Raw genomic sequence first — 22,588 nt, forward strand, 5'->3', positions numbered from 1 at the left:
CCGGCTTTGAGTTGCACGGTGTCACGTCTGCGGGGGCGTGGCGTGTCACGGTGTCACCCTGTCGTGGGCCCATGTTTCACCGCCGTTTTCCCAGGTCGTCGCATGTTTCACCCCTGTTGCGCGTCATGCGCGAGGAGCGCGATGTGCACCGAGGCCGCCTGCTCGAAGTCGTCGAGGTCGACGCCGAGCCGGGTCTGTATCGCCTCCAGGCGGCGGTAGAGCGCGGGCCGGGAGACGTGGTGGAGCTCGGCGGTGCGGGACTTGTTGCGGCCGGTGGCGAGATACGTGCGCAGCACGGACAGCAGGTCGTCGTCGGCCGAGCACAGCAGCCCGTCCAGCTCCCGCTCCGCGAACGACTGGACGTGCGGGTCGTCCCGCAGCAACCGGATCAGACCCCGCAGATGGACGTCCTTCAGGCGTACGACGGCCGGGAGGTCGAGGACCGCCGAGGAGTCCGCCACGGCGTCGGCGACGTGCTGTGCCTCGCGCAGACCGGCCGGCACGTCGTCCCAGCCGATGCGCGGATCTGCGGCGGCCACCACCGTCCGGCCCGTCTCCGAGCGCACCCGGGCCGCGAAGTTCGCGACGAGCACGGAGGCGTCCTGGTCCCGGGCCAGGCTCAGCAGCACGGCGGTGGCACCGTCGGCGAGCTCGGCGACGAGCCCCGGCAGTCCCAGCATCCGCAGCACCCGCTCCAGCCCGGCGGCCTCGGCGTCCCGTACGACCAGCGGCACGAACGTCCGCCGGTTGACCGGCAGCCCCGCGGCCCGCGCCCGTGGCAGCAGCTGCCGCGCCGGTACGACACCGCTCACCAGGTCGGTCAGCAGGCTCGCGGCCGACTGTTCCTCCCAGGTGTGCGCGGAGGTGCCGCCGAGCATGCGGTGCAGGACGAGGGCCTCGGCGGCCCGGTCGGCGAGGAGGCGTCCGGTGGCGGTGTCGCCCCGGTGACCGCACAGCACGATCTGCCCCCACCGCTCCCCGCGCCCCGCGAGTTCCGCGCGGATCCAGCCGTCGCCCTCGCTGCCGCCGGCCTGGCGGGCGATGCGCTCCCAGTCGCGCAGCACGTCGTCCACGGCGGGCCGCTCCCCCGCCGTCGCGAGGACGCGGTGGGCGAGGTTGGTGACGACCACGGGACAGGCGCTGTGCTGGGCGACCTCGTCGAGGAGCCGTTGCAGCGGGGCGCCCGCGGTGATGAGCCCGGTCAGGGCGGTGCGTACCGACTCCGACAGGCTGACGGCGGCGAACTTCCGCCGGACCAGCCGGGCCTGGACCTCCTCGGTCAGCTCCGCGAAGGGGAAGGGCCGGTGCAGGACGACCATGGGCAGCCCGCAGCGCTCGGCGGCCCGGCGCATGACGTCCGGGGGCGCGGGGAAGGCCCGTCCTAGCCCGAGGACCACGGCCGCGGCCTCCGCGCGGTGCAGGGAGCGGACGTACTCGGCCTGCTTCTCCTCGTCGCCTGCGAGCAGGACGCCGGTGGTGAGGACCATCTCGCCGCCGCTGAGCATCACGCCCACGTCGGGCGCCTCGGCGACGTGCACCCAGCGCACCGGCCGGTCGAGCTGGCCCGCCCCGGCCACCACCTCGGGCTCCCCGGCGAGGACGCGTTCGAGCGCGAGCACCTGCCGCACGGACAGCGCCGGCTCCAGGGTCCCGTAGGTGGTGGTCATGGCGTGTTCCCTTGCTCAGTGCGCTGCTAGGGGGCGTTTGAAGGTCCGGTGCGGTGCCCGCGGTGTTCGGTGCGTGGCCTCGGCATGCCGGACGAAGGTCCTGGTAGCGGAGCTACTCGGGCCTTTGGCCGGTGCGGCGAGGGTGCGTGCCGAACACCGCGGGTGCTGTGCGGGGCTTTCAAAACACCCCCTAGTGCCGCGGCAGGCGACGTTCGCCCCGTCGCGACGCCCGGCACGCCCTCTCGCCGCGCCGGCCGAAACCCCAAGTACGTCCGGTCCATCAACGGCGTCTTCCGTCCGGCACGCCGAGAGGAGGCTCCCCCACTCTCGACTTCGCTCGAGCGGGAGGGGCCCCCACGACGCCGCTCCTTCACGGGCAAACGTTGCCGGCCGCGGCACTAGGCGAGGCTCCTCAGAGCGCGTTCGAGGATCGCGGCGCCCTCCTCGGCCTCCGCGACCGTGAGGGACAGGGGCGGGGCGATGCGCAGGGCGCTGGTGTTGTGGCCGCCGCCCTTGCCGATGAGCAGCCCGTCGGCGCGGGTCGCCTCCAGCACGGCGGACGCGGCGTCCGGGGCTGCCTCGTCCGTCCCCGGCTTCACCAGCTCGATGCCGAGCATCAGTCCGCGCCCGCGCACCTCCCGTACGTGCGGAACCTGCGCGGCGACGGCCCGCAGCCGCTCCGCGAGCAGTCCGCCGACCCGCCGGGCGTTGCCCTGCAGGTCGTGTTCCAGCAGGTAATTGAGGTTGGCGAGGCCCGCCGCCATGGTGATCTGGGTGCCGCCGAACGTCGAGATGCTGTTGGCGTCCAGGCAGTTCATGATCTCGGCGCGGGCGACGACCCCGCCGATGGAGCTGCCGTTGCCGATACCCTTGGCGAAGGTCAGGATGTCCGGCGGGCCGCTCTGGCCGTGTGCCTGCCAGCCCCAGAAGTGGTCGCCGGTGCGGCCCCAGCCGGTCTGCACCTCGTCGGCGATCCACAGGATGCCGCGTTCGGCGAGCACGTCGCGGAAGGCGGCGTACAGGCCGTCCGGGCCCGAGGTGAAGCCGCCGACGCCCTGGATCGGCTCGGCGATCAGCGCGGCGGGCGGGCGGGTGTGGCCGAGCAGGTCCTTCAGGTCCTCGACGCAGGCCGCGATGAAGTCGGCGTCGCCGAGGCCCGCGTACGGGCCGCGGGTGCGGACGCCCCCGTGCACGTACAGCGTCTGCAGCGGGGACAGCGAGGTCGGGGACCAGCCACGGTTGCCGGTGATGCCGACCGCGCTGAAGGAGCGGCCGTGGTAGCTGTTGCGCATCGCCAGGATGGTGTTGCTGCGCCGGTAGGTGGTGGCGAGCAGCAGGGCGGTGTCGTTGGCCTCGGTGCCGGAGGTGGTGAAGAAGACGCGGGCGTCCGGGATGCCGCTCAACTGGGCGATGCGCTCGGCGAGTTCGACCATCGGCCGGTTGAGGTAGAGAGTGGACGAGTGGAGGATCCGCCCGGCCTGCTCGCTGACCGCCTTCGTCACCTCGGGCAGCGCGTGCGCGGTCATCGTGGTGAGGATGCCGCCGAAGAAGTCGAGGTACCGGTTGCCGTCCGAGTCCCAGACGTGCCGGCCCTCGCCGTGGGTGATCTCGAGGGGGCTCTCGTAGTAGAGCGCCAGCCAGTCGGGCAGCACCGACCGGTGGCGGGCGTAGAGGTCGGTCACGGCCGCACCAGCCCCTCGTACGCGTCGGGCCGGCGGTCCCGGTAGAACGCCCACTGCTGCCTGACGTCCTCGATCAGGTCGAAGTCCAGGTCTCGGACCACGAGTTCCTCCTTGCTGTCACTTGCCACGTCACCCACGAACTGTCCACGCGGGTCGACGAAGTAACTCGTACCGTAGAAGTCGTTGTCGCCGTACTCCTCCTGGCCGACGCGGTTGATCGCGGCGACGAAGTACTCGTTGGCGACGGCCGCCGCGGGCTGCTCCAGGCGCCACAGGTGGGAGGACAGACCGCGGTGCGTGGCCGACGGGTTGTACACCAACTGGGCACCGTTGAGCCCGAGTTGCCGCCAGCCCTCCGGGAAGTGGCGGTCGTAGCAGATGTAGACGCCGACCTTGCCGACGGCCGTGTCGAAGACGGGCCAGCCGACGTTCCCGGGCTTGAAGTAGTACTTCTCCCAGAAACCCTTGACCTGCGGGATGTGGTGCTTGCGGTACTTGCCGAGGACGGTGCCGTCGGCGTCGATCACGGCGGCGGTGTTGTAGTAGAAACCGGACTGCTCTACCTCGAAGACCGGTACGACGATCACCATGCCCGTCTCGCGCGCGAGATCCTGCATACGACGCACGGTCGGACCGTCGGGCACGGGCTCGGCCCAGCGGTAGTGCTCGGGTTCCTGGACCTGGCAGAAGTAGGGGCTGTTGAAGACCTCCTGGAACCCGATGATCTTCGCGCCCCGGCGGGCCGCCTCGCGGGCGTGCTCCTCGTGTTTCGCCACCATGGACTCGGTGTCGCCGGTCCAGGCGGCCTGGACCAGAGCGGCACGTACGACGTTGGCCATGAGCTGCTCCTTCGGCGGGTCTTCAGCGCCTCTACGCACGTAGAACAGGCCGTAGAGGGATGAACGTAAGCCTCCGGGAGGGCCTTGCCAAGACCATCGCCGTTAACCGGCGGAGTCGATCACGTTTCGCACTCCTGTGGGTGAGTGGAGCTGCCGGTGTCAGGGGTGGACGGGGTGGTTGTCAGGCGGCGAAACCGGCGACCCGGAGGGCGTGCACCAGATCCCAGTGTCGCTCGTCCGAAACACCCCGTGCAGCCTCCAGCAGCAGGGGGACGAGGGTCCCCGGATCGGGCTCGGCGCTGCGGGCCGCCTCCTCCGGGGTGCGGACCCGGACGTACGCGTCGAGCAGGGCCCGCACCTCGCGGTGGCGGCCCTCTGCAGCGAGGCCCAGCACGGCCCGCCCGATCTCGCCGGCGGGCCTGGCCACGCCCTGCCGCAGGACCTGCTCGCCGTCGGCGCCGCGTCCGGCCACGGCGAGGGCGTCCGCGGCGGCGACCAGGCGCTCGGCGGGCAGCGAGGCGGCCTCCCACAGCAGGGTCGCCCAGTCCGCCCCCAGCCCCGCCCGCTGCAGCTCGTCGGCGAGCAGCGGGAACCGGGCGACGGGCCAGTGGGCGGCCTCGACCAGCAGGGCGTGCGCCTCGCCGCTGCGTTCCTCCGCGCGCAGCCGCACCAGCCGCGCGACGGCCCCCGCGACCTCATGCGACGCCGCCGGGTCCACCGGCTCGGCCTGCTGCACGGGCGACTCGGCCGCCTCGGGAGCCCCGGCGGCCCCGGCGAACCGCGCTCCCCGCGGACCGCGCCCGCCGGCGGCCTCTGCGGCGGGCCGGACCGGTTCGCCACTCGGCGGTACCACGACGGGCACGGCCTCCCCCTCGCCCATCCCGGCGAAACGGGCACTGCCCCGCCGGCGCTTGCGCTGCCTGGAGGTGGGCGGCTCGGCAGCCTGCACGGGCTCCTGCACGGCCGAGGGCTGCGAGGCGGCGGGCCGGCCGGCGGAGGGAGCCTGGGCGGGCTGAGCGGCGTCGAGGTCCCATGCGGTGTGAGCGGCGTTCGGGTCCGGCTGCCGCCCCGGGTCGTGGCCCGCGGAGCCGTAGGCACCCCCATGACCACCGGCCGGCGCGGAATCCTCAGGGCCGTGCTGTTGCGAGGTGGGTGCGGCGTGGGTGTCGGCCGTTTCCGTGTCGGGGTCCGGGAAGTCCCGGTCGATGCGGTAGACGGGCGCCTGTGCGAGGCGTGTCCGGCGGGTCGCCGCCGCGCGGTCGCCGGCCGTGCGGCGGCCCAGCCGGTCCATGCGCGACCGGAGTTCGGCGCAGCGGGCGGTGGCGCGTTCATGGTCGTCGCGGGCCCAGGCGAGGTCGAGGCGGAGGGCGTCGGCCTCCTCGCGGGTGACCGCGGAGGCGAGGCGGCGGCCCAGCTCCGCCTGGCGGTCGGCGGCGTAGCGCTGCTCGCGGAGTATCACGTCCAGCCGGTCGCCGAGGGCGTCCCGGCCGCCGGGGCGGGCGTCGTGGGCGTCGAGCGCGGCGGCGTGCAGGGCGCGGGCCCGCTCCCGTTCGGCGGGCACCGCCCCCGGCGTCGGCCCCGCGGCGAGATCGTAGAGCAGCGCCTCCACGACGTCCCAGGGCGGCACCTCCCGCCCCTCCAGGCAGGCCCGCATACCGTCCGGGTCACGCTGCCAGAACACCGCGCACCAGCCGCCGGCCTGGTTCACACGCGCCAGCAGGCCGTTCAGGTAGTTCGCGAACTCCCGTACCTGGCCCGGGAGTTGATCCACAGCCATCGCCCAACTCCCGCCCGACCGGAGCACTCCGGTTCCGTAGGCAACACCAGTCGTGTTACGCGGGTGCTACGGGAAGTTTTCCGGCAGTGCGCAGAGGCCTCATTACGGGATCTTGACCGGCGGGCGTCACACGGGCACGAGCGCGCACCGCTCGGCCAGCTCGTCCATGGACAGCCCGAGCGCCCGGGCGAGCGCGGCGACGGTGAAGAAAGCGGGGGTCGGCGCACGCCCGGTCTCGATCTTGCGGAGCGTCTCCGCGGAGATCCCCGCCTCGGCCGCGACGTCCGTCATGCTCCGCCCACCACGGGCCGTACGCAGCAGCCGGCCGAGCCGCTCGCCGCGTTCGTGCTCTTCGGGGGTGAGAGGGGTGCGCACCATGGCGCCATTCTAACCCGGTCGAAAAAGCCGGTATACAAATGGGGACACGCCGGACATGCCCGTCCGCACGGATCGTGTCATCGTGGCATGAACGCCCCTCGTCCGGTTACCCGGCCCGACTCCGGCAGTCGTCAACGAAGGACAGAAGCGATGACCAGCGGCTTCCCCCCGGCGGGCTTCGGCTCGGAGGGCGACCCCTTCGGAGAGTTCCTCGCCCGTTTCTTCGGCGGCCCCCGTCAGGGCCCCCGCCAGATAGACATAGGCCGCCTGCTCAGCCAACCCGCACGGGAACTGGTGCGCGGTGCCGCCCAGTACGCGGCGGAGCACGGCAGCCGGGATCTGGACACCCAGCACCTGCTGCGCGCCGCCCTGGCGACCGAGCCGACCCGTAGCCTGCTCAGCCGGGCCGGCGCGGACCCCGACTCCCTCGCCTCGGAGATCGACGAACGCTCCGGCCCGGCCCAGCACGCGCCCGACGAGGCGCCCGCGCCGACCTCGCTCTCGCTGACGCCGGCCGTCAAGCGCGCCCTGCTGGACGCGCACGAACTGGCGCGGGCGAGCGGCACCGGTTACATCGGCCCCGAGCACGTGCTCAGCGCGCTGGCCGCGAACCCGGACTCGGCCGCCGGGCACATCCTCAACTCGGCCCGGTTCGCCCCGAGCGGGCTGCCCCCGGAGGCGCCGGAGGCGGCGCCGCCCCGCGGTGAGCGCCCCCGCTCCACGGGCACGCCCACCCTCGACAAGTACGGCCGTGACCTGACCGACCTGGCCCGGCAGGGCCGTATCGACCCGGTGATCGGCCGGGACGGCGAGATCGAGCAGACCATCGAGGTGCTGTCCCGGCGCGGCAAGAACAACCCGGTGCTGATCGGGGACGCCGGCGTCGGCAAGACCGCGATCGTGGAGGGGCTCGCCCAGCGGATCGCCGACGGGGACGTGCCCGACGTGCTGATCGGCCGCAGGGTGGTCGCCCTGGACCTGACAGGCGTGGTCGCGGGCACCCGCTACCGCGGCGACTTCGAGGAACGCCTCAACAACATCGTCGGCGAGATCCGCGCCCACTCCGACCAACTGATCGTCTTCATCGACGAGTTGCACACGGTCGTCGGAGCAGGGGGCGGCGGCGAGGGCGGCGCGATGGACGCCGGGAACATCCTCAAACCGGCCCTCGCGCGCGGCGAGTTGCACATCGTCGGCGCGACCACGCTGGAGGAGTTCCGCCGGATCGAGAAGGACGCGGCACTGGCGCGCCGCTTCCAGCCGATCCTGGTCCCGGAGCCGTCCGTCGCCGACACCATCGAGATCCTGCGCGGGCTGCGCGACCGCTACGAGGCCCACCACCAGGTCCGCTACAGCGACGAGGCCCTGGTCGCCGCCGTGGAGATGTCCGACCGCTACCTCACCGACCGCCGGCTCCCCGACAAGGCCATCGACCTGATCGACCAGGCCGGCGCCCGGGTACGGCTGCGCGCCCGCACGAAGGGCACGGACGTACGGGCCCTGGAGCGCGAGGCCGAGCAGCTGAGCCGGGACAAGGACCAGGCGGTCGCCGACGAGCAGTACGAGCAGGCGACGCAACTGCGCGACCGCATAGCCGAGTTGAACAAGCGGATCGCCGACACGGCGGGCGGCGACGAGGCGGACGAGGGCCAGTTGGAGGTGAGCGCGGAGGCGATCGCCGAGGTGGTGTCCCGGCAGACCGGCATCCCGGTCAGCAGCCTCACCCAGGAGGAGAAGGAACGCCTGCTGGGCCTGGAGGAGCACCTGCACCGGCGGGTGGTCGGCCAGGACGAGGCGGTCGGCGTGGTCGCCGAGGCCGTCATGCGCTCGCGGGCCGGTCTCGCGAGCCCCGACCGCCCGATCGGCAGCTTCCTCTTCCTCGGTCCGACCGGCGTCGGCAAGACGGAGCTGGCCCGCGCTCTCGCCGAGGCCCTGTTCGGCAGCGAGGACCGCATGGTCCGCCTCGACATGAGCGAGTACCAGGAGCGCCACACCGTCAGCCGCCTGGTGGGCGCCCCGCCCGGGTACGTGGGCCACGAGGAGGCGGGCCAGCTCACGGAGGTCGTGCGCCGGCACCCGTACTCGCTGCTGCTCCTCGACGAGGTGGAGAAGGCGCACCCCGACGTCTTCAACATCCTGCTCCAGGTGCTGGACGACGGCCGGCTGACCGACTCCCAGGGCCGCACGGTGGACTTCACCAACACGGTGATCGTCATGACCAGCAACCTCGGCTCGGAGGCGATCACCCGCCGAGGTGCCGGCATCGGCTTCAACGCGGCCGGCTCCGAGGCGGACGAGGAGGCGCGGCGCGAACAGATCCTGCGGCCCCTGCGCGACCACTTCCGCCCCGAGTTCCTCAACCGCATCGACGAGATCGTCGTCTTCCGGCAGCTGACGGGTGATCAACTCCGGCAGATCACCGACCTGTTGCTGGAGAAGACCCGGCGCCTGATGCACGCCCAGGGCGTCACGGTCGCGTTCACGGGCAGGTCCGTGGACTGGCTGGCGGAACGCGGGTTCCAGCCGGAGTACGGCGCCCGTCCGTTGCGCCGGACGATCCAGCGCGAGGTCGACAACCAGCTGTCCCGGCTCCTGCTCGGCGGCACGATCGGCGAGGGCGGCCGGGTGACGGTGGACGTGGCGGATGGACGCCTCGTGTTCCTTCCCGAGCAGGAGGCGCCCACCGCCGAGCTGTGACTGTGCCTGTCGCGGCGCTAGGGGGTGTTTTGAAAGTCCACCGCGGGTGCTGTGCGGGGCTTTCAAAACACCCCTTAGGGCGCCGGGTCCACCACCCTCGCCGATCCGCCACCCCGTCGTACCTTCTCGGCGGCCGCCAGCCACTTTCCGTTCGGCAGCCGCTGCACGCCGGTCGCCGCCCCGATCTCCGGATTCAGTGAGAAGGAGTGCCCGATGGCCTCCAGCTCGCCCCTCAGATCGCTGTTGTAGAGGGCGGGTTCGAGTTCGGTCTTGGCGGCGTTGCGCTGGCTGGCCCGTGGGGCGGCGATCGCGTCGACCAGGGGCAGATGCCGGTCGAGGAACTCGGTCAGCACCTGCAGCACGGTCGTGATGATGGTCGCTCCGCCCGGTGAACCGACGGCCACCACGGGCCGGTCGGCCTTGTCGAGCACGATGGTCGGCGAGATGGACGACCGCGGCCGCTTCCCCGGACCCGGCAGGTTCGGGTCGTGCACGGCGGGGTTGGCGGGCGCGAAGGAGAAGTCCGTCAGCTCGTTGTTGAGCAGGAACCCGCGTCCCGGCACCGTGATCGCGCTGCCGCCCGTCTGCTCGATGGTCAGCGTGTAGGACACGACGTCGCCCCACTTGTCGGCCACCGTCAGATGCGTCGTGTTCTCGCCCTCGTACGTCGTCGGGGCCGCCGTGCCGCCGGCGCCGCACGCCGCCGGATGCCGCGGGTCCCCCGGCGCCACCGGACTGGTCAGCACCGCGTCGTCCTTGATCAGGCAGGCCCGCGAGTCGGCGAACCGCTGCGAGAGCAGCCCCTTCGTCGGTACGTCCTCGAAGGCGGGGTCACCGACCCAGCGGCCCCGGTCCGCGAAGGCGATCCGGCTGGCCTCGATGAAGTGGTGCAGGTACTGGACCTCGCTCGCCTTCGAGAGGTCCGTGTTCTCCAGGATGTTGAGGGCCTCGCCGACCGTCGTGCCGCCGGAGGAGGAGGGCGCGATCGAGTAGACCTTCAGGCCCCGGTACCCCGTCTCGGTCGGCGCCTGGAGCTTGGTGTGGTAGGCCGCGAGGTCCTTGTCGGAGAGCTTGCCGGGGCGGGCGTTCCAGCCCGAAGCGGGGTCCACCGGCGGGTGGTTCACCGTGTTGACGATGTCCCTGCCGAGATCGCCGTGGTAGATGGCGCCGACGCCCTTCTTCCCCAACTCCTGGTAGGTGCTGGCGAGTTCGGGGTTCCTGAAGGTGGAGCCGACGGCCGGCAGCCGGCCGCCCGGCAGGAAGAGCCTCGCCGTGTCGGGGAAGTAGCGGAACCGCGTCTCGTTGGCGGCGGTCTGCGAGCGGAACGTGTCGTCGACGGTGAACCCGTTCCGGGCGATCCGCTCGGCCGGCTTCAGTACCGTGCCCAGCCGTCTGCTGCCCCACTTCTCCAGCGCGGTCTGCCAGGTGGCCGGCGTGCCCGGGGTGCCGACGCTCAGGCCGCTGCTGACGGCGTCGGCGAAGGCGAGCGGCTTGCCGTTCTCCACGAAGAGGTGGGAGTCGGCGGTCAGCGGAGCGGTCTCCCGGCCGTCGATGGTGTGCACCGTACGGGACTTGGCGTCGTAGTAGACGAAGTAGCCGCCGCCCCCGATACCGGAGGAGTAGGGCTCGGTGACGCCCAGGGCGGCCGCCGTCGCGACGGCCGCGTCGACCGCGTTGCCGCCCTTCTTCAGGACCTCGATGCCGGCGGCGGTGGCGTCCGCGTCCACGCTGGCGACGGCGCCCCCGTAGCCGACCTGGACCGGAACCTTCCCCGGCATCGCGCTCGTCGAGGGCGTCGGCGGCGCCGCCGCTCCCACCGACACCACGGCGGCCGAGACCGCCAGGACCGACAGTTTCCGCGCGAGGGGGCGACGCATCAGTACCTCCAGTCCAAGGACGTCCGCGCAGCCTAACCACATCACGCGGGGCCTCGACAGACCCCTTCCGGCTGCTGTCACGCGAACGCCACACGTCGAACACCGGTACGTGCTGGTCGGGTCGGCCCGCTACCATGCGCGCCCATGAACGACGACGTGCGCAACATCGTCCTGGGCGTGGTCGCGGCCGGCATCAGCGCCGCGCTCGGCTGGCTCGCCCGTACGTACCTGTGGCGGCGCAAACTCCGCCGCAAGCAGGCGTTCTTCGGGCTGCCGGACAACTCGGAGTCGCTGCTGGTGGTCAACCGCGGCGCCGCCGGGCCCGAGTTGACGGTGATGCGGTACGACGTGTTCGCGCTGCTGGAACTCGCCGCCCTCATCAAGGACTGCAACGCCAGCGCCCAGGTCCTCGCGCACGACACGGTGCGCCAGGGTTTCGGCGAGCGCACCGAGTTCTGCGTGGGCGGCCCGGCCTCCAACCGCCGTATGACCGCCCACCTGGCCTCCCTGCTCCCCGGGGTGCGGGTGAACGTGGACTCCGAACCCGGCCCGGATCGCGGCGCCTTCCAGGTCGGCACCGAGCGCTACCGGGTGGAGCCGGGTCGGGAGGAGTACGCCCTGCTCGCCCGCCTGACCGTGGACCAGAGCCCCCGGGCCCGTCCGGTGTTCCTCTTCTGCGGTCAGACGGCGATCACCAACCAGGCCGCCACCCGCTATCTCGCCCGCAACCACGAGCGGTTGGCGCGCAAGCACGGCGACACCTCGTTCGTCCTGCTGCTGAAGGTGGTCAACTCGCAGGCGTACGGCCCGGACGTGGTGGAGCTGGTCGCGGACGTGACCCGGGAGGCGAAGACCCCGCTTCCGGCCTCGGCGCCTCCACGCAACTCCCACCGTGCGTCCTGAACTGATTCACACCACAACAATCGTTACCGGCGCGTAACTTACCGGCGGGTTACTTCAGGTAAGCCGGGCTGGATAACGTCTGGTCACTTTGCACTGACACGAGTGAGGAGTGACCCGTGGGACACCGTCGCAAGGCCCTGCGCACGACCGCCGTGGGCGCCGTCTCCGCGACCCTGGTCGCCGGTGGCGTCCTCGGCGTCGCCCCCGCCGCCCAGGCCGCGGGCACCGTCCGCTTCGTCGACATCGCCGGGGACGGCGGGACCGTGCTCAAGGCGAACGTCGTCACGCCCGCGGGCAGCGACGGCACCCACCACTACCCGCTGCTCGTCCTCCCCACGAGCTGGGGCTTCCCGCAGGTCGAGTACCTCGCGCAGGCCCAGAAGCTGGCCGACTCCGGCTATGTCGTGGTCAGTTACAACGTGCGCGGCTTCTGGCAGTCCGGCGGCGAGATAGAAGTGGCCGGACCACAGGACACGGCCGACGCGTCCAGGGTCATCGACTGGGCACTGGCCCACACCCCCGCGGACGCGCGGCGCGTCGGCATGGCGGGCGTCTCCTACGGCGCCGGCATCAGCCTGCTCGCCGCCGCGCACGACCGGCGTATCAGGGCGGTCGCGGCGCTGAGCGGCTGGGCGGACCTGATCGGCTCGATCTACTCCGGCCGCACCCAGCACGTCCAGGCCGCGGCCCTGCTGGACGGCCTGAGCCTGGTCACCGGCCGCCAGGATCCCGAGGTGCGACAGGTCTTCGACGACTTCTACGCCTCCGACCTGTCGAAGGAGAAGGAGATCATCGCCTGGGGGAAGAAACGTTCCCCCGCTACCTATGTGAACCAGTTGAACAAGAACGGCACGGCGCTCATGCTAGCCAACTCCTGGGGCGACACCGTCTTTCCGCCCAACCAGTACGCGGACTTCTACGAGAAGCTGACCGGCCCGAAGAGACTCGAGTTCCGGCCCGGCGACCATGCCACCGCCGAACTCACGGGCCTGTTCGGCCTGCCCAACGACGTCTGGACGGACACCGCCCGCTGGTTCGACCACTACCTCAAGGGCGAGCACAACGGCGTCGACCGCGAGCAGCCCGTCCGGCTCAAGTCCCGTTCCTCGGGCGGCTACGAGGGCTACCCCGACTGGAAGTCGGTCACCGCGACCGACCGGAAGATCGCCCTGGCCGGCACGACCACGATCCACACCAACGTCGACTCCGGGGCGGACGGCGGGATCGTCTTCCTGTCCAGCATCCTCGACCAGGTGGCCAGGCTGCCCCCGCTCGCCTCGATCCCCCTGCTCCCCCGCCGCTGGGCCGCCGTCTGGCAGTCGCCGAGGTACGCCACCGCCCAACGCGTGCGCGGCACCGCCCGTCTGCACACCACGCTCACCCCGACGAAGGAGAGCGGCACGCTGATCGCCTACCTCTACGACGTGGGGCCGCTCGGCATCGGCAAGCTGGTCAGCAACGCGCCGTACACCTTCCACGGGCGCACACCCGGGCGGCCGTTCGGCCTCGACCTGGACCTGTTCTCCACGGCCTACGACGTGCCGGCCGGGCACCGGCTGGCCCTGGTCGTCGACACGGTCGACCCGCTCTACATCGGGCACAACCCGTCCGGCGCGCAGCTGACCTTCTCCTCACCGGCGAACGACCCGTCGTACGTGTCGATTCCGCTGGGCGAGCAGTGATCTCCGGCTGCAGCCGGGCGGGTACGGTTCCTGACGTCGTCGATCATGCCCGGTCGAGCGCGGCTCCCCCTTCACCGTTGTGTCGTGATTGCCGCAAACTATCCAGGCACGAGGGGAGTCAGTACACGACACGCACTTTTCGGGCATTAGCCGTATTTACGTCGACTCTTGGGCCAAAGGATCACGCTTCCGCGGCTTCGGCGTACACCTGGGAGAGCTCCGGCGCACCGCTGTCGGCCCATTCCTGACCGGACTCCACGACGTCGAACTCGCGGCCGGACTCGAGCCGGACGACGGGCTGGCCGTCCTCCCGGATCTCCCAGGCGGCGCCGGGCACGCCCCGCACGATGACGGTGCCCAGGTACAGGCCCGCGTCGTTGCCGAGCCAGGACTCGTTCTCCTCGTCGCCCCGCCAGCGCGGCAGAAGCTGGTCGAGCGCCTCCAAGGAGTCGACGGTGTCGTCGAGTTGGACGCCCTCCTGGGAAGCCAGGGAGCGCAGCAGTTCACACTCGGCGAGGAGTTCGGCGATGCCCTCGGGGTCGAGGTCGCCGTACTTCTCGTGCCGGTCGCCCAGAAAGGGGATCTTCATACTCCCAGCCTGTCATTCGCACCGGCGTACGCACCACAGGCGCGCGGGTGCTCACTTCGGGGCGATTTCCGGTCCCGTCCGCGCATGGCGCGTTGACGGGTCCCAGGTGTCTCTCTAGCTTCACCTGCGTCTTTCGTCCCACAGGTGAGCGGGGGAGCCGGTCGTGCGTCGAGGAGTCCGGGGGTTCACGATCGCCATGGCCCTGTTCACGGCCCTGGTTCCGGTCACGTCGACCCGGGCCGCCCCGGCCGCCGACGCCCAACCGCAGCCGCTGGAGCGGCTGTTCGACAACGCGGCCGTCAGCGAGGACGCGCTTCCCTGCCGCGCCGACTTCGACGGCCACGGCGACTCCCTGTCGGCGCGGGACCTCGCCGCCGCGGGCTGGACGCCGGGCCAGGCGCTCACCGTGCAGGGGGCCCGGCTGACCTGGCCACTGCGGGCGCCCGGCGAGCCGGACAACGTCCTGGCCGACGGACAGGACGTGCGCCTCGCCGGACGCGGTGACGCGCTCGCCTTCCTGGCGGCCGGCACGGGCGGCGCAGAGGCGGGCGGCACGGGCGAGGTGGCGTACGAGGACGGCACGCGGTCCACCTACCGGCTGACGGTCCCCGACTGGCGCACCGGCCCCCTCGCCACCAAGGCCGTGGCGCTGCCGCACCTCAACACCCGCGCCGCCGGGCAGGTCACCGGGCGGGCCCGGCTGTACGTCGTGACGGTGCCGCTGGTGGCGGAGCGCACGGTCGCCTCGGTGCGGCTGCCCCGGGCGGCCGGGGTGCATGTGTTCGCGCTGGCCGTGCGGGACTCGGGGCTCGGCTGGACCGGGAGTTGGGCGGCGGCGACCTCCGGTGAGGCGGCGGTGGGGCCGTGGAGCGACCGGACCGTGCGGCTGGTGGTGCACACCTCGGTGGGCGGGCCCCGGGTGCGGCTGCGGTTTGACAACACGTTCGCGGCGGCGCCGGTGCGGATCGGGAGCGCGACGGTCGCCGTGCGGGCGGCGGGGGCGGCGGCGCGGGACGTGCCGGTGCCGGTGACCTTCGGCGGGGCGCGCGGGGTGGAGATCCCGGCGGGGGCACAGGCGTTCAGTGATCCGCTCGGCTTCACCGTGCCCGCGGACGCGGGTCTGCTGGTGAGCTTCCATCTTCCGGACACGGTGACGGCCGCGCCGCTGCACCGGCTCGCGGTGCAACGGTCGTACGTGAGCGTGCCGGGCGACCACACGGCGGAGAGTTCCGCGGCGGCGTTCACCACCGTCCTGACGACCTGGCCCCTGCTGACCGGGGTGGACGTGAGCGGCGGGCCGGGGTCGGTGGTGGCGGTCGGGGACTCGATCACGGACGGCGACAGGTCCACGGCCGACGCCGACAGGCGGTGGACGAACGTGCTGGCCAGGCGGCTGCTGGCGCAGGGTGTGGTCCCGCACTACGGGGTCCTGAACCAGGGCGTCTCCGGCAACCGTGTGGTCACCGACGGGTATCCCGGCGACGCGGTGTCCACGGACCAGTCCGGAGTGAGCGCGCTGCACCGCCTGGACCGGGACGCCTTCGCGCAGGCGTCGGCCCGTACGGTGATCGTCTTCGAGGGTGTGAACGACCTGCGGGCGGGGTCCACGGCGGGTCAGGTCGTCGGGGGCCTGCGCGAGGTCGCCGACCGGGCCCGTGCGCGGGGGCTGCGGGTGCTGGCGGCCACGATCCTGCCCTGCGGCGGCGAGGCACGGTGCACGGCCGTCGTGGACGCCGAACGCGCCGCGGTGAACACCTGGATGCGCGAGAGCGGGGTGTTCGACGCCGTACTGGACTTCGACGCGGTGCTGCGGGACCCGCGGCTGCCCAGGCGGATGCTGCCGGCCTACGACAGCGAGGACCATCTGCATCCAGGCGACGCGGGCCTCGCCGCGCTGGCGCGGTCGGTGGACCTGCGCCTGCTGGTGCCGTGAGCGGCGGCGGACCGGCTCAGGGGGCCAACGGCAGGTCCAGGTCGACCACCACCGGTGCGTGGTCCGAGGCGCCCTTGCCCTTGCGTTCCTCGCGGTCCACGTAGGCGTCCGTGACCGCCTTGGTGAACGGCTCGTTGGCGTACACCAGGTCGATGCGCATGCCGCGGTTCTTGGGGAAGCAGAGCTGGCGGTAGTCCCAGTAGGTGAAGGGGTGCTCGTACTTGAGGGGGCGCGGGACCACGTCCGACAGGCCCGCCTCGCGCAGGGCGGCGAGGGCGGCGCGCTCGGCGGGGGTGACATGGGTGAGGCCCTCGAAGGCGGCCACGTCGTAGACGTCGTCGTCCGTCGGCGCGACGTTGTAGTCGCCGAGGACCGCGAAGGGGCGGCCGCCGCTCGCGTCGCTCGCCACGGCCGCCTTCAGCGCCTCGAACCACTGGAGCTTGTAGGCGTAGTGCGGGTGGTCCACCTCCCGGCCGTTCGGCACGTACACCGACCAGACGCGGAGCGGGCCGCACGTCGCCGAGATGGCGCGGGGCTCGGGCGCCCCCTCGTACCCGGGGTCGCCGGGCAGGCCCTTGACGACGTCCTCGATGCCGACGCGGGAGAGCACCGCCACGCCGTTCCACCGCCCGGTCGCGTTCACCGCCGCCTCGTAGCCCAGCTCACGCAGTGGCTCGAAGGGGAACTGTTCCTCGGCCAGCTTGGCCTCCTGGAGGCAGAGCACGTCGGTGTTGCTGCTCTCCAGCCAGGCCAGCAGCCTCGGCAAACGGGCGGTGATCGAGTTCACGTTCCAGGTGGCGATGCGCATGCCTGACAACCTACCGGGCGGGTACGACAACGCGGTCGCCCCGCCCTCCCGGTCAGACTTCGGCCGAGTCGCCCGGCGTCAGCCGCAGGTGCTCGGAGCCGCCGAGGGTGCCGATCTGGCGGTCGTAGACCGGCCGGGCGAGGTCGGTGAGCAGGGCGTCGTGGATGTCGTACGCCCGCTGGGGCTTGACCTCGCGGACGTAGTCGATGACCTCGGAGATCTTGTTCCAGGGGGCCATGACGGGCAGCATCAGCGTCTCCACCGGCCGGCCCGGGACGGTGAGCGCGTCGCCGGGGTGGAAGACCCTGCCGCCGTCGATCAGGTAGCCGACGTTGGTGATGCGCGGGATGTCCGGGTGGATGACCGCGTGCAGCTCGCCGTGGACCTCGACGTCGAAGCCGGCCGCGGTGAAGCTGTCGCCGTGGCCGACGGTGTGCACGCGGCCCGGGAAGGCGGCCGCGATCTGCTCGGCGACCGAGGTGAGCGTCCAGACCTCGGCGGCCGGGTTCGCCTCCAGGGCCGCGCGCAGCCGGCCCTCGTCGAAGTGGTCGGGGTGCTCGTGGGTGACGAGGATCGCGTCGGCGCCGGCGGCGGCGTCCTGCTCGCTGAACGCGCCCGGGTCGAGGACGAGCGTGCGCCCGTCCTTCTCGAGGCGCACGCACGCGTGGGACATCTTGGTGAGCTTCATGGCTTCCATCCTGCCCTCCCGCACGCGACCTCGGGTGCCTCAGCCTGGTGCTCCCGCCACCCGTTCGGCGATCACTCGGTGGGCGTGGTCTCCTCCCTGATGACCTGCTGGGCGACCCTGAACGCGCTGCCCGCCGCCGGAATGCCGCAGTAGACGGCCGTCTGCAGCAGCACCTCCTTGATCTCGGCCGGGGTGAGGCCGTTGCGCAGGGCGGCGCGGGTGTGGACCGCCAGCTCCTCCAGGTGGCCGCCGGCGACCAGGGCGGCGAGGGTGACACAGCTGCGGGAGCGTCTGTCGAGGCCGGGCCGGTCCCAGACCTCGCCCCACGCGTAACGGGTGACGAACTCCTGGAAGTCCCCGGAGAACTCGTCCGCCTGCGCCAGCACCCGGTCCACGTGCGCGTCTCCGAGCACCTCGCGGCGGACCTTGACCCCGGCGTCGTGGGGATCCGGTCGCCCGTCCGTCCGCGGCGGCGCGACGGCTGGGGCGATCTCCGCGCGGGGGACCGTCCGAGGAGGTTGCACGGGCGCCGCGAGGACCGGTTTGACGGGACCCGCCGGAATGGCGATCTGGCCGGTGGAGGACTCGACGTAGCCGGGCTGCCAGGCGGCGGAGAAGTGCCGGACCAGCAGGTCGGTGACGGCCGCGGGCTGCTCGACCGGCACCAGGTGCGAGGCCCCGGGGACGACGGCCAGGCGGGCGTCGGGTATGCCGGCGACCAGCGTGCGGGCCTCGGCGGGCCCGGTGACCTGGTCCTCCGAACCCGCCAGCACCAGCGTCGGCACACCGACCCTGCCCAGCTCGGTCCGCACGTCGAACGCGGCCAGCGCCTCGCATGCGGCGATGTAGCAGCCGGGGTCGGTGGTGCGCACCATCTGCACGGCCCATTCGGTGATCGCCGGCTGCGCCGCGGCGAACCCGCCGGTGAACCACCGGTCGGGCGAGGTGCGGGCGATGGGGTCGAGCCCGTTCGTGCGCACGATCACCCCGCGCTGCCGGAACTCGTCGGCTGTACCGAAGCGCGGCGAGGCGGCGATCAGCGCGAGCGAGGCGAGCCGTTCGGGGTACCGCAAGGCCAGGTCCAGGCCGACCGCGCCGCCGAGGGCGCAGCCCGCGTAGCCGAAGCGGTGCACGCCGAGCGCGTCGAGCGTGGTCAGCAGCCGGGAGACGAGGTCGGCGACCGAACCCGCCGGGTGGGCGGGCGCCCCGCCGTGCCCCGGCAGGTCGAACCGGAGGACACGCCACTGCTTCGTCAGCTCTCCCGTCTGGCGGTCCCACATGTGCCAGGTGGTGCCCAGGGAGGGGCCGAGGATGAGGACCGGGGCGTCTTCCGGCCCGTCGAAGCGGTACTGCAGGGTGTTCGGTGGTGTCTCGCTCACCCGACCGACCCTCTCATCTCTCACGAACACCCCAGGAAGGAGTTTGTGAGGATAGGGGCCGGATCGGGTGAAAGACCGGGGTGGGGAGTTGCCCCGCGGTCGCGGTCACACCTCGATGTGGGAGCCCATGATGACCGTACGGTCGCCGGGCAGACCGAAGTACTCGGCGGCGTCGGCCGTGATGTAGGACGTGGCGATGAACAGGCGCTTGCGCCACGGGGCCATCGTCGCCGCCTTGCCGCGGCGCAGCTCTATCTTCGACAGGAAGTAGGACGCCCTCTCCAGATCCAGCGGCCCTTCCGTCTCGGCCGCGTCGAGCATCGCCAGCGTGGCGGGTACGTCCGGCGTCTCCATGTAGCCGTACCGGGCCGTGACGTGCACGATGCCGTCGTCGGCGAAGCCGAGGCTGTCGACGAGGAGGCGCCGCTCGACCGGGACGCGGGGGACGGGCTCGGTCTCGATGGACAGGATGACGACCTGCTCGTGCCGTACGTGGTTGTGCTCCACGTTGGCCCGCATGGCCAGGGGGGCGGTCTCCTTGCCCCGGTTGAGGAAGACGGCGGTGCCGGGGACACGGCGCGTCGGCAGCGTCCCGGTGCGCAGGCGCTCGATGAACTCGGGAAGCGGGCCCTCGTGCCGCTCCCGTTCCGCCGTGACGATGCTGCGGCCGCGCTGCCAGGTCGTCATCACGGTGAACACGGTCAGGCCGATCAGCAGCGGCAGCCACGCGCCGTGCACCAGCTTGGTCAGGTTGGCCGCCACGAACAGCAGGTCCACGAAGAGCAGGACGCCGGCACCGATGCCGATGAGCCAGCGAGGTGTGCCCCACTTCGCCCGGGCGATGTAGAAGAACAGCAGCGTGGTGATGGTGATGGTGCCGGTGACGGCCATGCCGAACGCGAAGGCCAGCGCCGCGGAGCTGCGGAAGGCGAAGACCAGGGTGAGGACCGAGACCATCAGCAGCCAGTTGACCCAGGGGACGTAGATCTGCCCGATCGTGGACTCGGAGGTGTGCGCGACCCGCAGGCGCGGCAGGTAGCCGAGCTGCGCGGCCTGGGAGGTCACCGAGTACGCGCCGGTGATCACCGCCTGGGAGGCGATCACGGTGGCCGCCGTGGCCAGCAGGATCATCGGCCAGCGCCCCCAGTGGGGCACGAGCAGGAAGAACGGGCTGCTGACGTTCTTCGGGTCGTTCAGGATCAGCGCGCCCTGGCCGAGGTAGCTCAGGACGCAGGCCGGGAAGACGAGGAACAGCCAGGCCCGGGTGATGGACCGGCGACCGAAGTGCCCCATGTCGGCGTAGAGCGCCTCGGCACCGGTGACCGCGAGCACGACCGCCGCGAGGGCGAAGAAGGCGGTGCCGAAGTGGCCGAAGAGGAACCCCAGGGCGTACGTCGGTGACAGCGCCCGGAGGATGCCCGGGTGCTCGGCGATGCCCTTCACACCGCACGCGCCGATCGCCGTGAACCAGGCGATCATGACCGGCCCGAACACCCGGCCCACCGCCGCGGTGCCCCGGCGCTGCACCAGGAACAGGATCACGATGATCACCGCGGTGATGGGCACGACCGCTTCGGCCAGCGAGGGCTCGACGACCTTGAGTCCCTCGACCGCGGACAGGACCGAGATCGCCGGGGTGATCATGCTGTCGCCGAAGAACAGGGAGGCGCCGAAGATGCCCAGCGCGGCCAGGACGGCGGCGGTCCGCCTGCCCCGCTGCGAGGACCACCGGCGCAGCAGGGTGATCAGCGCCATGATGCCGCCCTCACCCTCGTTGTCCGCGCGCATCGCCAGCAGGACGTAGGTGACCGTCACGACGATCATGACCGACCAGAAGACCAGGGACACCACGCCGTACACGTTCTGCGCGGAGACCGGCACGGGGTGCGGGTCGCCGGGGTCGAACACGGTCTGGAGGGTGTAGATCGGGCTCGTCCCGATGTCACCGAAGACCACACCGAGAGCGCCGACCACGACGGCGAGGCGCACCGAGTCGTGCGCGAGCTGCCTGTGCGCCTCCGGAGGACTCGCCGACGCGGACTCCTGCCGGCTGCCGGCCATGGAACCTCCTTCTCGCGGGCCGCCCCTGCCGTCGGCCCGTGCGTCAGTGCGGACAATACCCACGCATGTGTCAGGTCGCCGGGGCAGGTCCTGTCATCCCTCGAAGCGGTAGCCCATACCGGGTTCGGTGATCAGGTAGCGGGGATGGGCGGGGTCCGACTCGAGCTTGCGCCGCAGCTGGGCCATGTAGACCCGCAGGTAGTTGCTCTTGTTGGCCTGGGTGACCCCCCAGACCTCCTGCAGCAGCTGCTTCTGGGTGATCAGCCTGCCGGGGTTCGTGATCAGGATCTCCAGCAGGTGCCACTCGGTCGGGGTCAGCCGTACGTCCCCGCCGTCCCGCACGACCTTCTTGGCGGACAGGTCGACGGTGAACCCCTCGGTCTCCACCAAGGTCGCCTCGGGGACGAGGGCCAGGTCCTCGGTGCGCCGCACGGCGGCCCTCAGCCGGGCCAGGAGTTCGTCCATGCTGAACGGCTTGGTGATGTAGTCATCGGCGCCCGCGTCGAGCGCGGCGACCTTCTCCTCGGACGCCTGACGTGCCGACAGCACCAGGATCGGCACCCGGGTCCAGCCGCGCAGCGCCCTGATGACCTCGACCCCGTCCATGTCGGGCAGGCCGAGGTCGAGCATCACGACGTCCGGCCGGCGGGTGGCCGCGAGCTCCAGGGCCGTGGCCCCGTCGGGGGCGGCGTCCACGCCGTACCGCCGGGCCCGCATGTTGATCACGAGGGCCCGGACGAGCTGCGGGTCGTCCTCCACCACCAACACCCTTGTCATGGGTGTGCGCCTTTCAACGGGTAACGGCGTCAACTCGTCTTCGCCGCGAGGGCCTTGAGCGCGATGTTGAGTTCGAGGACGTTCACCCGGGGCTCACCCATGAAGCCGAGCGTGCGCCCCTCGGTGTGGTCCTCGACCAGCTTCTCCACCGCCGCGACGGACAGGCCGTTCTTCGCGGCGACGCGGTGGACCTGGAGTTCCGCGTAGGCCGGGGAGATGTCCGGGTCCAGGCCCGAGCCGGACGACGTGACGGCGTCGGCGGGGACCTGGGACGCCGTGACGGTGTAGCCCGGCACCGAGTTGTCCTTGATGACGGCGGCCTTGGCGTCCTTCACCTGCTGGATGAGGTTCTTGTTGTCGGCAGCAAGGTTGGTCGCGCCGGACAGGATCAGCTTGTACTGCGTGTTGACGCTGTTGGTGCCGAGGCCACCCGACGGTCGGCCCTGGAACCACCGCAGGTCGGGCTCCGGGGTCTGCTGCCCCTTCTTCAGCGGCAGGTTGTACGACTGCCCGATCAGGGACGAGCCGACGACCTTCCCGTCCGCCTTGATCTCGGAGCCGTTCGCCTTGTCGGGGAACAGCGCCTGGGCCACACCCGTGATGACGAGCGGGTAGATGACGCCGGTCACCAGGGTCAGCACGAGCAGGGCGCGCAGGCCGGCGCCGAGCAGCCGGGCGGTGTTCGTTACGGAGTTGTTCATGGCGGTTCAGCACGCTTCCAAGAAGTTACAGCCCGGGGATGAGGGAGATGAGCAAGTCGATGATCTTGATGCCGATGAAGGGCGCGATCAGCCCGCCGATGCCGTAGATCGTCAGGTTGCGCCGCAGCATCTTGTCGGCGCTGACCGGCC

General features: G+C 71.8%; 17 protein-coding genes. 4 read left to right on the forward strand and 13 right to left on the reverse strand.

The window, feature by feature from the left end; translation table 11 throughout:
- Positions 1-107 precede the first annotated feature (107 nt).
- The 5 genes from ACIRVK_RS24450 to ACIRVK_RS24470 all read right to left on the reverse strand — a co-directional run bounded on the left by ACIRVK_RS24450 (position 108) and on the right by ACIRVK_RS24470 (position 6,343).
- Entirely contained in the window at positions 108-1,667 is a 1,560-nt protein-coding gene (locus ACIRVK_RS24450; protein WP_404250400.1) for a PucR family transcriptional regulator, read from the reverse strand.
- A 398-nt stretch (positions 1,668-2,065) separates the two neighbouring features.
- Positions 2,066-3,349 carry an aspartate aminotransferase family protein gene (locus ACIRVK_RS24455; protein ID WP_404250402.1) on the reverse strand — a complete coding sequence of 428 codons (1,284 nt, stop codon included), beginning with the start codon at positions 3,347-3,349 and terminating at the stop codon, positions 2,066-2,068.
- Positions 3,346-4,188 (reverse strand): nitrilase-related carbon-nitrogen hydrolase, encoded by an 843-nt coding sequence (locus ACIRVK_RS24460; protein ID WP_404250404.1) that lies wholly within the window; start codon positions 4,186-4,188, stop codon positions 3,346-3,348. Before ACIRVK_RS24460 ends, ACIRVK_RS24455 begins: the two co-directional genes overlap by 4 nt.
- A 181-nt stretch (positions 4,189-4,369) precedes the next feature.
- Positions 4,370-5,965 carry a hypothetical protein gene (locus ACIRVK_RS24465; RefSeq protein ID WP_404250406.1) on the reverse strand — a complete coding sequence of 532 codons (1,596 nt, stop codon included), beginning with the start codon at positions 5,963-5,965 and terminating at the stop codon, positions 4,370-4,372.
- Between the two features lie 126 nt (positions 5,966-6,091).
- The gene (locus ACIRVK_RS24470) at positions 6,092-6,343 is read right to left on the reverse strand and encodes a helix-turn-helix domain-containing protein (RefSeq protein WP_404250408.1); all 252 of its coding nucleotides are present in this window, start codon (positions 6,341-6,343) and stop codon (positions 6,092-6,094) included.
- Between the two features lie 150 nt (positions 6,344-6,493).
- Here ACIRVK_RS24470 and ACIRVK_RS24475 point away from each other — a divergent pair, with 150 nt between their 5' ends.
- The gene (locus ACIRVK_RS24475) at positions 6,494-9,040 is read left to right on the forward strand and encodes an ATP-dependent Clp protease ATP-binding subunit (RefSeq protein WP_404250410.1); all 2,547 of its coding nucleotides are present in this window, start codon (positions 6,494-6,496) and stop codon (positions 9,038-9,040) included.
- Positions 9,041-9,114: 74 nt separating this feature from the next.
- Here the strand turns inward: ACIRVK_RS24475 and ggt are convergent, their stop codons facing one another.
- On the reverse strand, positions 9,115-10,917 hold the full coding sequence (gene ggt / locus ACIRVK_RS24480; protein ID WP_404250412.1) for a gamma-glutamyltransferase: 1,803 nt from the start codon (positions 10,915-10,917) through the stop codon (positions 9,115-9,117).
- A gap of 144 nt (positions 10,918-11,061) precedes the next feature.
- Between ggt and ACIRVK_RS24485 the strand changes: the two genes are divergently transcribed.
- Both ACIRVK_RS24485 and ACIRVK_RS24490 read left to right on the forward strand, forming a co-directional pair.
- Positions 11,062-11,820, forward strand: coding sequence for a hypothetical protein (locus ACIRVK_RS24485; protein WP_404250414.1), 759 nt, complete (start codon positions 11,062-11,064; stop codon positions 11,818-11,820).
- A gap of 116 nt (positions 11,821-11,936) precedes the next feature.
- Entirely contained in the window at positions 11,937-13,502 is a 1,566-nt protein-coding gene (locus ACIRVK_RS24490; RefSeq protein WP_404250416.1) for a CocE/NonD family hydrolase, read from the forward strand.
- A 181-nt stretch (positions 13,503-13,683) separates the two neighbouring features.
- Here ACIRVK_RS24490 and ACIRVK_RS24495 read toward each other — a convergent pair whose 3' ends face one another.
- A complete protein-coding gene (locus tag ACIRVK_RS24495; protein ID WP_404250418.1) occupies positions 13,684-14,091 on the reverse strand; it encodes a DUF6278 family protein in 408 nt (135 codons plus the stop codon).
- 196 nt (positions 14,092-14,287) lie between these two features.
- On the opposite strand from ACIRVK_RS24495, the gene ACIRVK_RS24500 reads away from it, so the two are divergent.
- On the forward strand, positions 14,288-16,024 hold the full coding sequence (locus tag ACIRVK_RS24500) for a GDSL-type esterase/lipase family protein (RefSeq protein WP_404250445.1): 1,737 nt from the start codon (positions 14,288-14,290) through the stop codon (positions 16,022-16,024).
- A gap of 16 nt (positions 16,025-16,040) precedes the next feature.
- Here the strand turns inward: ACIRVK_RS24500 and ACIRVK_RS24505 are convergent, their stop codons facing one another.
- The 6 genes from ACIRVK_RS24505 to ACIRVK_RS24530 form a co-directional block, all read right to left on the reverse strand.
- Positions 16,041-16,832, reverse strand: coding sequence for an exodeoxyribonuclease III (locus ACIRVK_RS24505; protein WP_404250420.1), 792 nt, complete (start codon positions 16,830-16,832; stop codon positions 16,041-16,043).
- Positions 16,833-16,884: 52 nt separating this feature from the next.
- Positions 16,885-17,520, reverse strand: a complete 636-nt coding sequence (locus ACIRVK_RS24510; protein ID WP_404250422.1) for an MBL fold metallo-hydrolase — start codon at positions 17,518-17,520, stop codon at positions 16,885-16,887.
- A 71-nt stretch (positions 17,521-17,591) separates the two neighbouring features.
- Complete coding sequence (gene pcaC, locus ACIRVK_RS24515) at positions 17,592-18,899, reverse strand: 4-carboxymuconolactone decarboxylase (protein ID WP_404250424.1); 1,308 nt, start codon at positions 18,897-18,899, stop codon at positions 17,592-17,594.
- A 105-nt stretch (positions 18,900-19,004) separates the two neighbouring features.
- Positions 19,005-20,960 carry a potassium transporter Kup gene (locus ACIRVK_RS24520; protein WP_404250426.1) on the reverse strand — a complete coding sequence of 652 codons (1,956 nt, stop codon included), beginning with the start codon at positions 20,958-20,960 and terminating at the stop codon, positions 19,005-19,007.
- A 93-nt stretch (positions 20,961-21,053) separates the two neighbouring features.
- Positions 21,054-21,737, reverse strand: coding sequence for a response regulator (locus ACIRVK_RS24525; RefSeq protein WP_404250428.1), 684 nt, complete (start codon positions 21,735-21,737; stop codon positions 21,054-21,056).
- Between the two features lie 29 nt (positions 21,738-21,766).
- Positions 21,767-22,438 (reverse strand): potassium-transporting ATPase subunit C, encoded by a 672-nt coding sequence (locus ACIRVK_RS24530; protein WP_404250430.1) that lies wholly within the window; start codon positions 22,436-22,438, stop codon positions 21,767-21,769.
- Between the last annotated feature and the right edge of the window lie 150 nt (positions 22,439-22,588).

Source organism: Streptomyces sp. NPDC101152 (assembly GCF_044768275.1).
Lineage (GTDB): Bacteria > Actinomycetota > Actinomycetes > Streptomycetales > Streptomycetaceae > Streptomyces.

Excerpts from the sequence above, each read along its gene's own strand:
- ACIRVK_RS24470 (WP_404250408.1), bottom strand. The coding sequence starts at position 6,343 with ATGGTGCGCACCCCTCTCACCCCCGAAGAGCACGAACGCGGCGAGCGG.
- ACIRVK_RS24525 (WP_404250428.1), bottom strand. The coding sequence starts at position 21,737 with ATGACAAGGGTGTTGGTGGTGGAGGACGACCCGCAGCTCGTCCGGGCC.
- ACIRVK_RS24510 (WP_404250422.1), bottom strand. The coding sequence starts at position 17,520 with ATGAAGCTCACCAAGATGTCCCACGCGTGCGTGCGCCTCGAGAAGGAC.
- ACIRVK_RS24520 (WP_404250426.1), bottom strand. The coding sequence starts at position 20,960 with ATGGCCGGCAGCCGGCAGGAGTCCGCGTCGGCGAGTCCTCCGGAGGCG.
- ACIRVK_RS24475 (WP_404250410.1), top strand. The coding sequence starts at position 6,494 with ATGACCAGCGGCTTCCCCCCGGCGGGCTTCGGCTCGGAGGGCGACCCC.
- ACIRVK_RS24450 (WP_404250400.1), bottom strand. The coding sequence starts at position 1,667 with ATGACCACCACCTACGGGACCCTGGAGCCGGCGCTGTCCGTGCGGCAG.
- ACIRVK_RS24500 (WP_404250445.1), top strand. The coding sequence starts at position 14,288 with ATGGCCCTGTTCACGGCCCTGGTTCCGGTCACGTCGACCCGGGCCGCC.
- ACIRVK_RS24505 (WP_404250420.1), bottom strand. The coding sequence starts at position 16,832 with ATGCGCATCGCCACCTGGAACGTGAACTCGATCACCGCCCGTTTGCCG.
- ACIRVK_RS24465 (WP_404250406.1), bottom strand. The coding sequence starts at position 5,965 with ATGGCTGTGGATCAACTCCCGGGCCAGGTACGGGAGTTCGCGAACTAC.
- ACIRVK_RS24495 (WP_404250418.1), bottom strand. The coding sequence starts at position 14,091 with ATGAAGATCCCCTTTCTGGGCGACCGGCACGAGAAGTACGGCGACCTC.
- ggt (WP_404250412.1), bottom strand. The coding sequence starts at position 10,917 with ATGCGTCGCCCCCTCGCGCGGAAACTGTCGGTCCTGGCGGTCTCGGCC.
- ACIRVK_RS24530 (WP_404250430.1), bottom strand. The coding sequence starts at position 22,438 with ATGAACAACTCCGTAACGAACACCGCCCGGCTGCTCGGCGCCGGCCTG.
- ACIRVK_RS24460 (WP_404250404.1), bottom strand. The coding sequence starts at position 4,188 with ATGGCCAACGTCGTACGTGCCGCTCTGGTCCAGGCCGCCTGGACCGGC.
- ACIRVK_RS24485 (WP_404250414.1), top strand. The coding sequence starts at position 11,062 with ATGAACGACGACGTGCGCAACATCGTCCTGGGCGTGGTCGCGGCCGGC.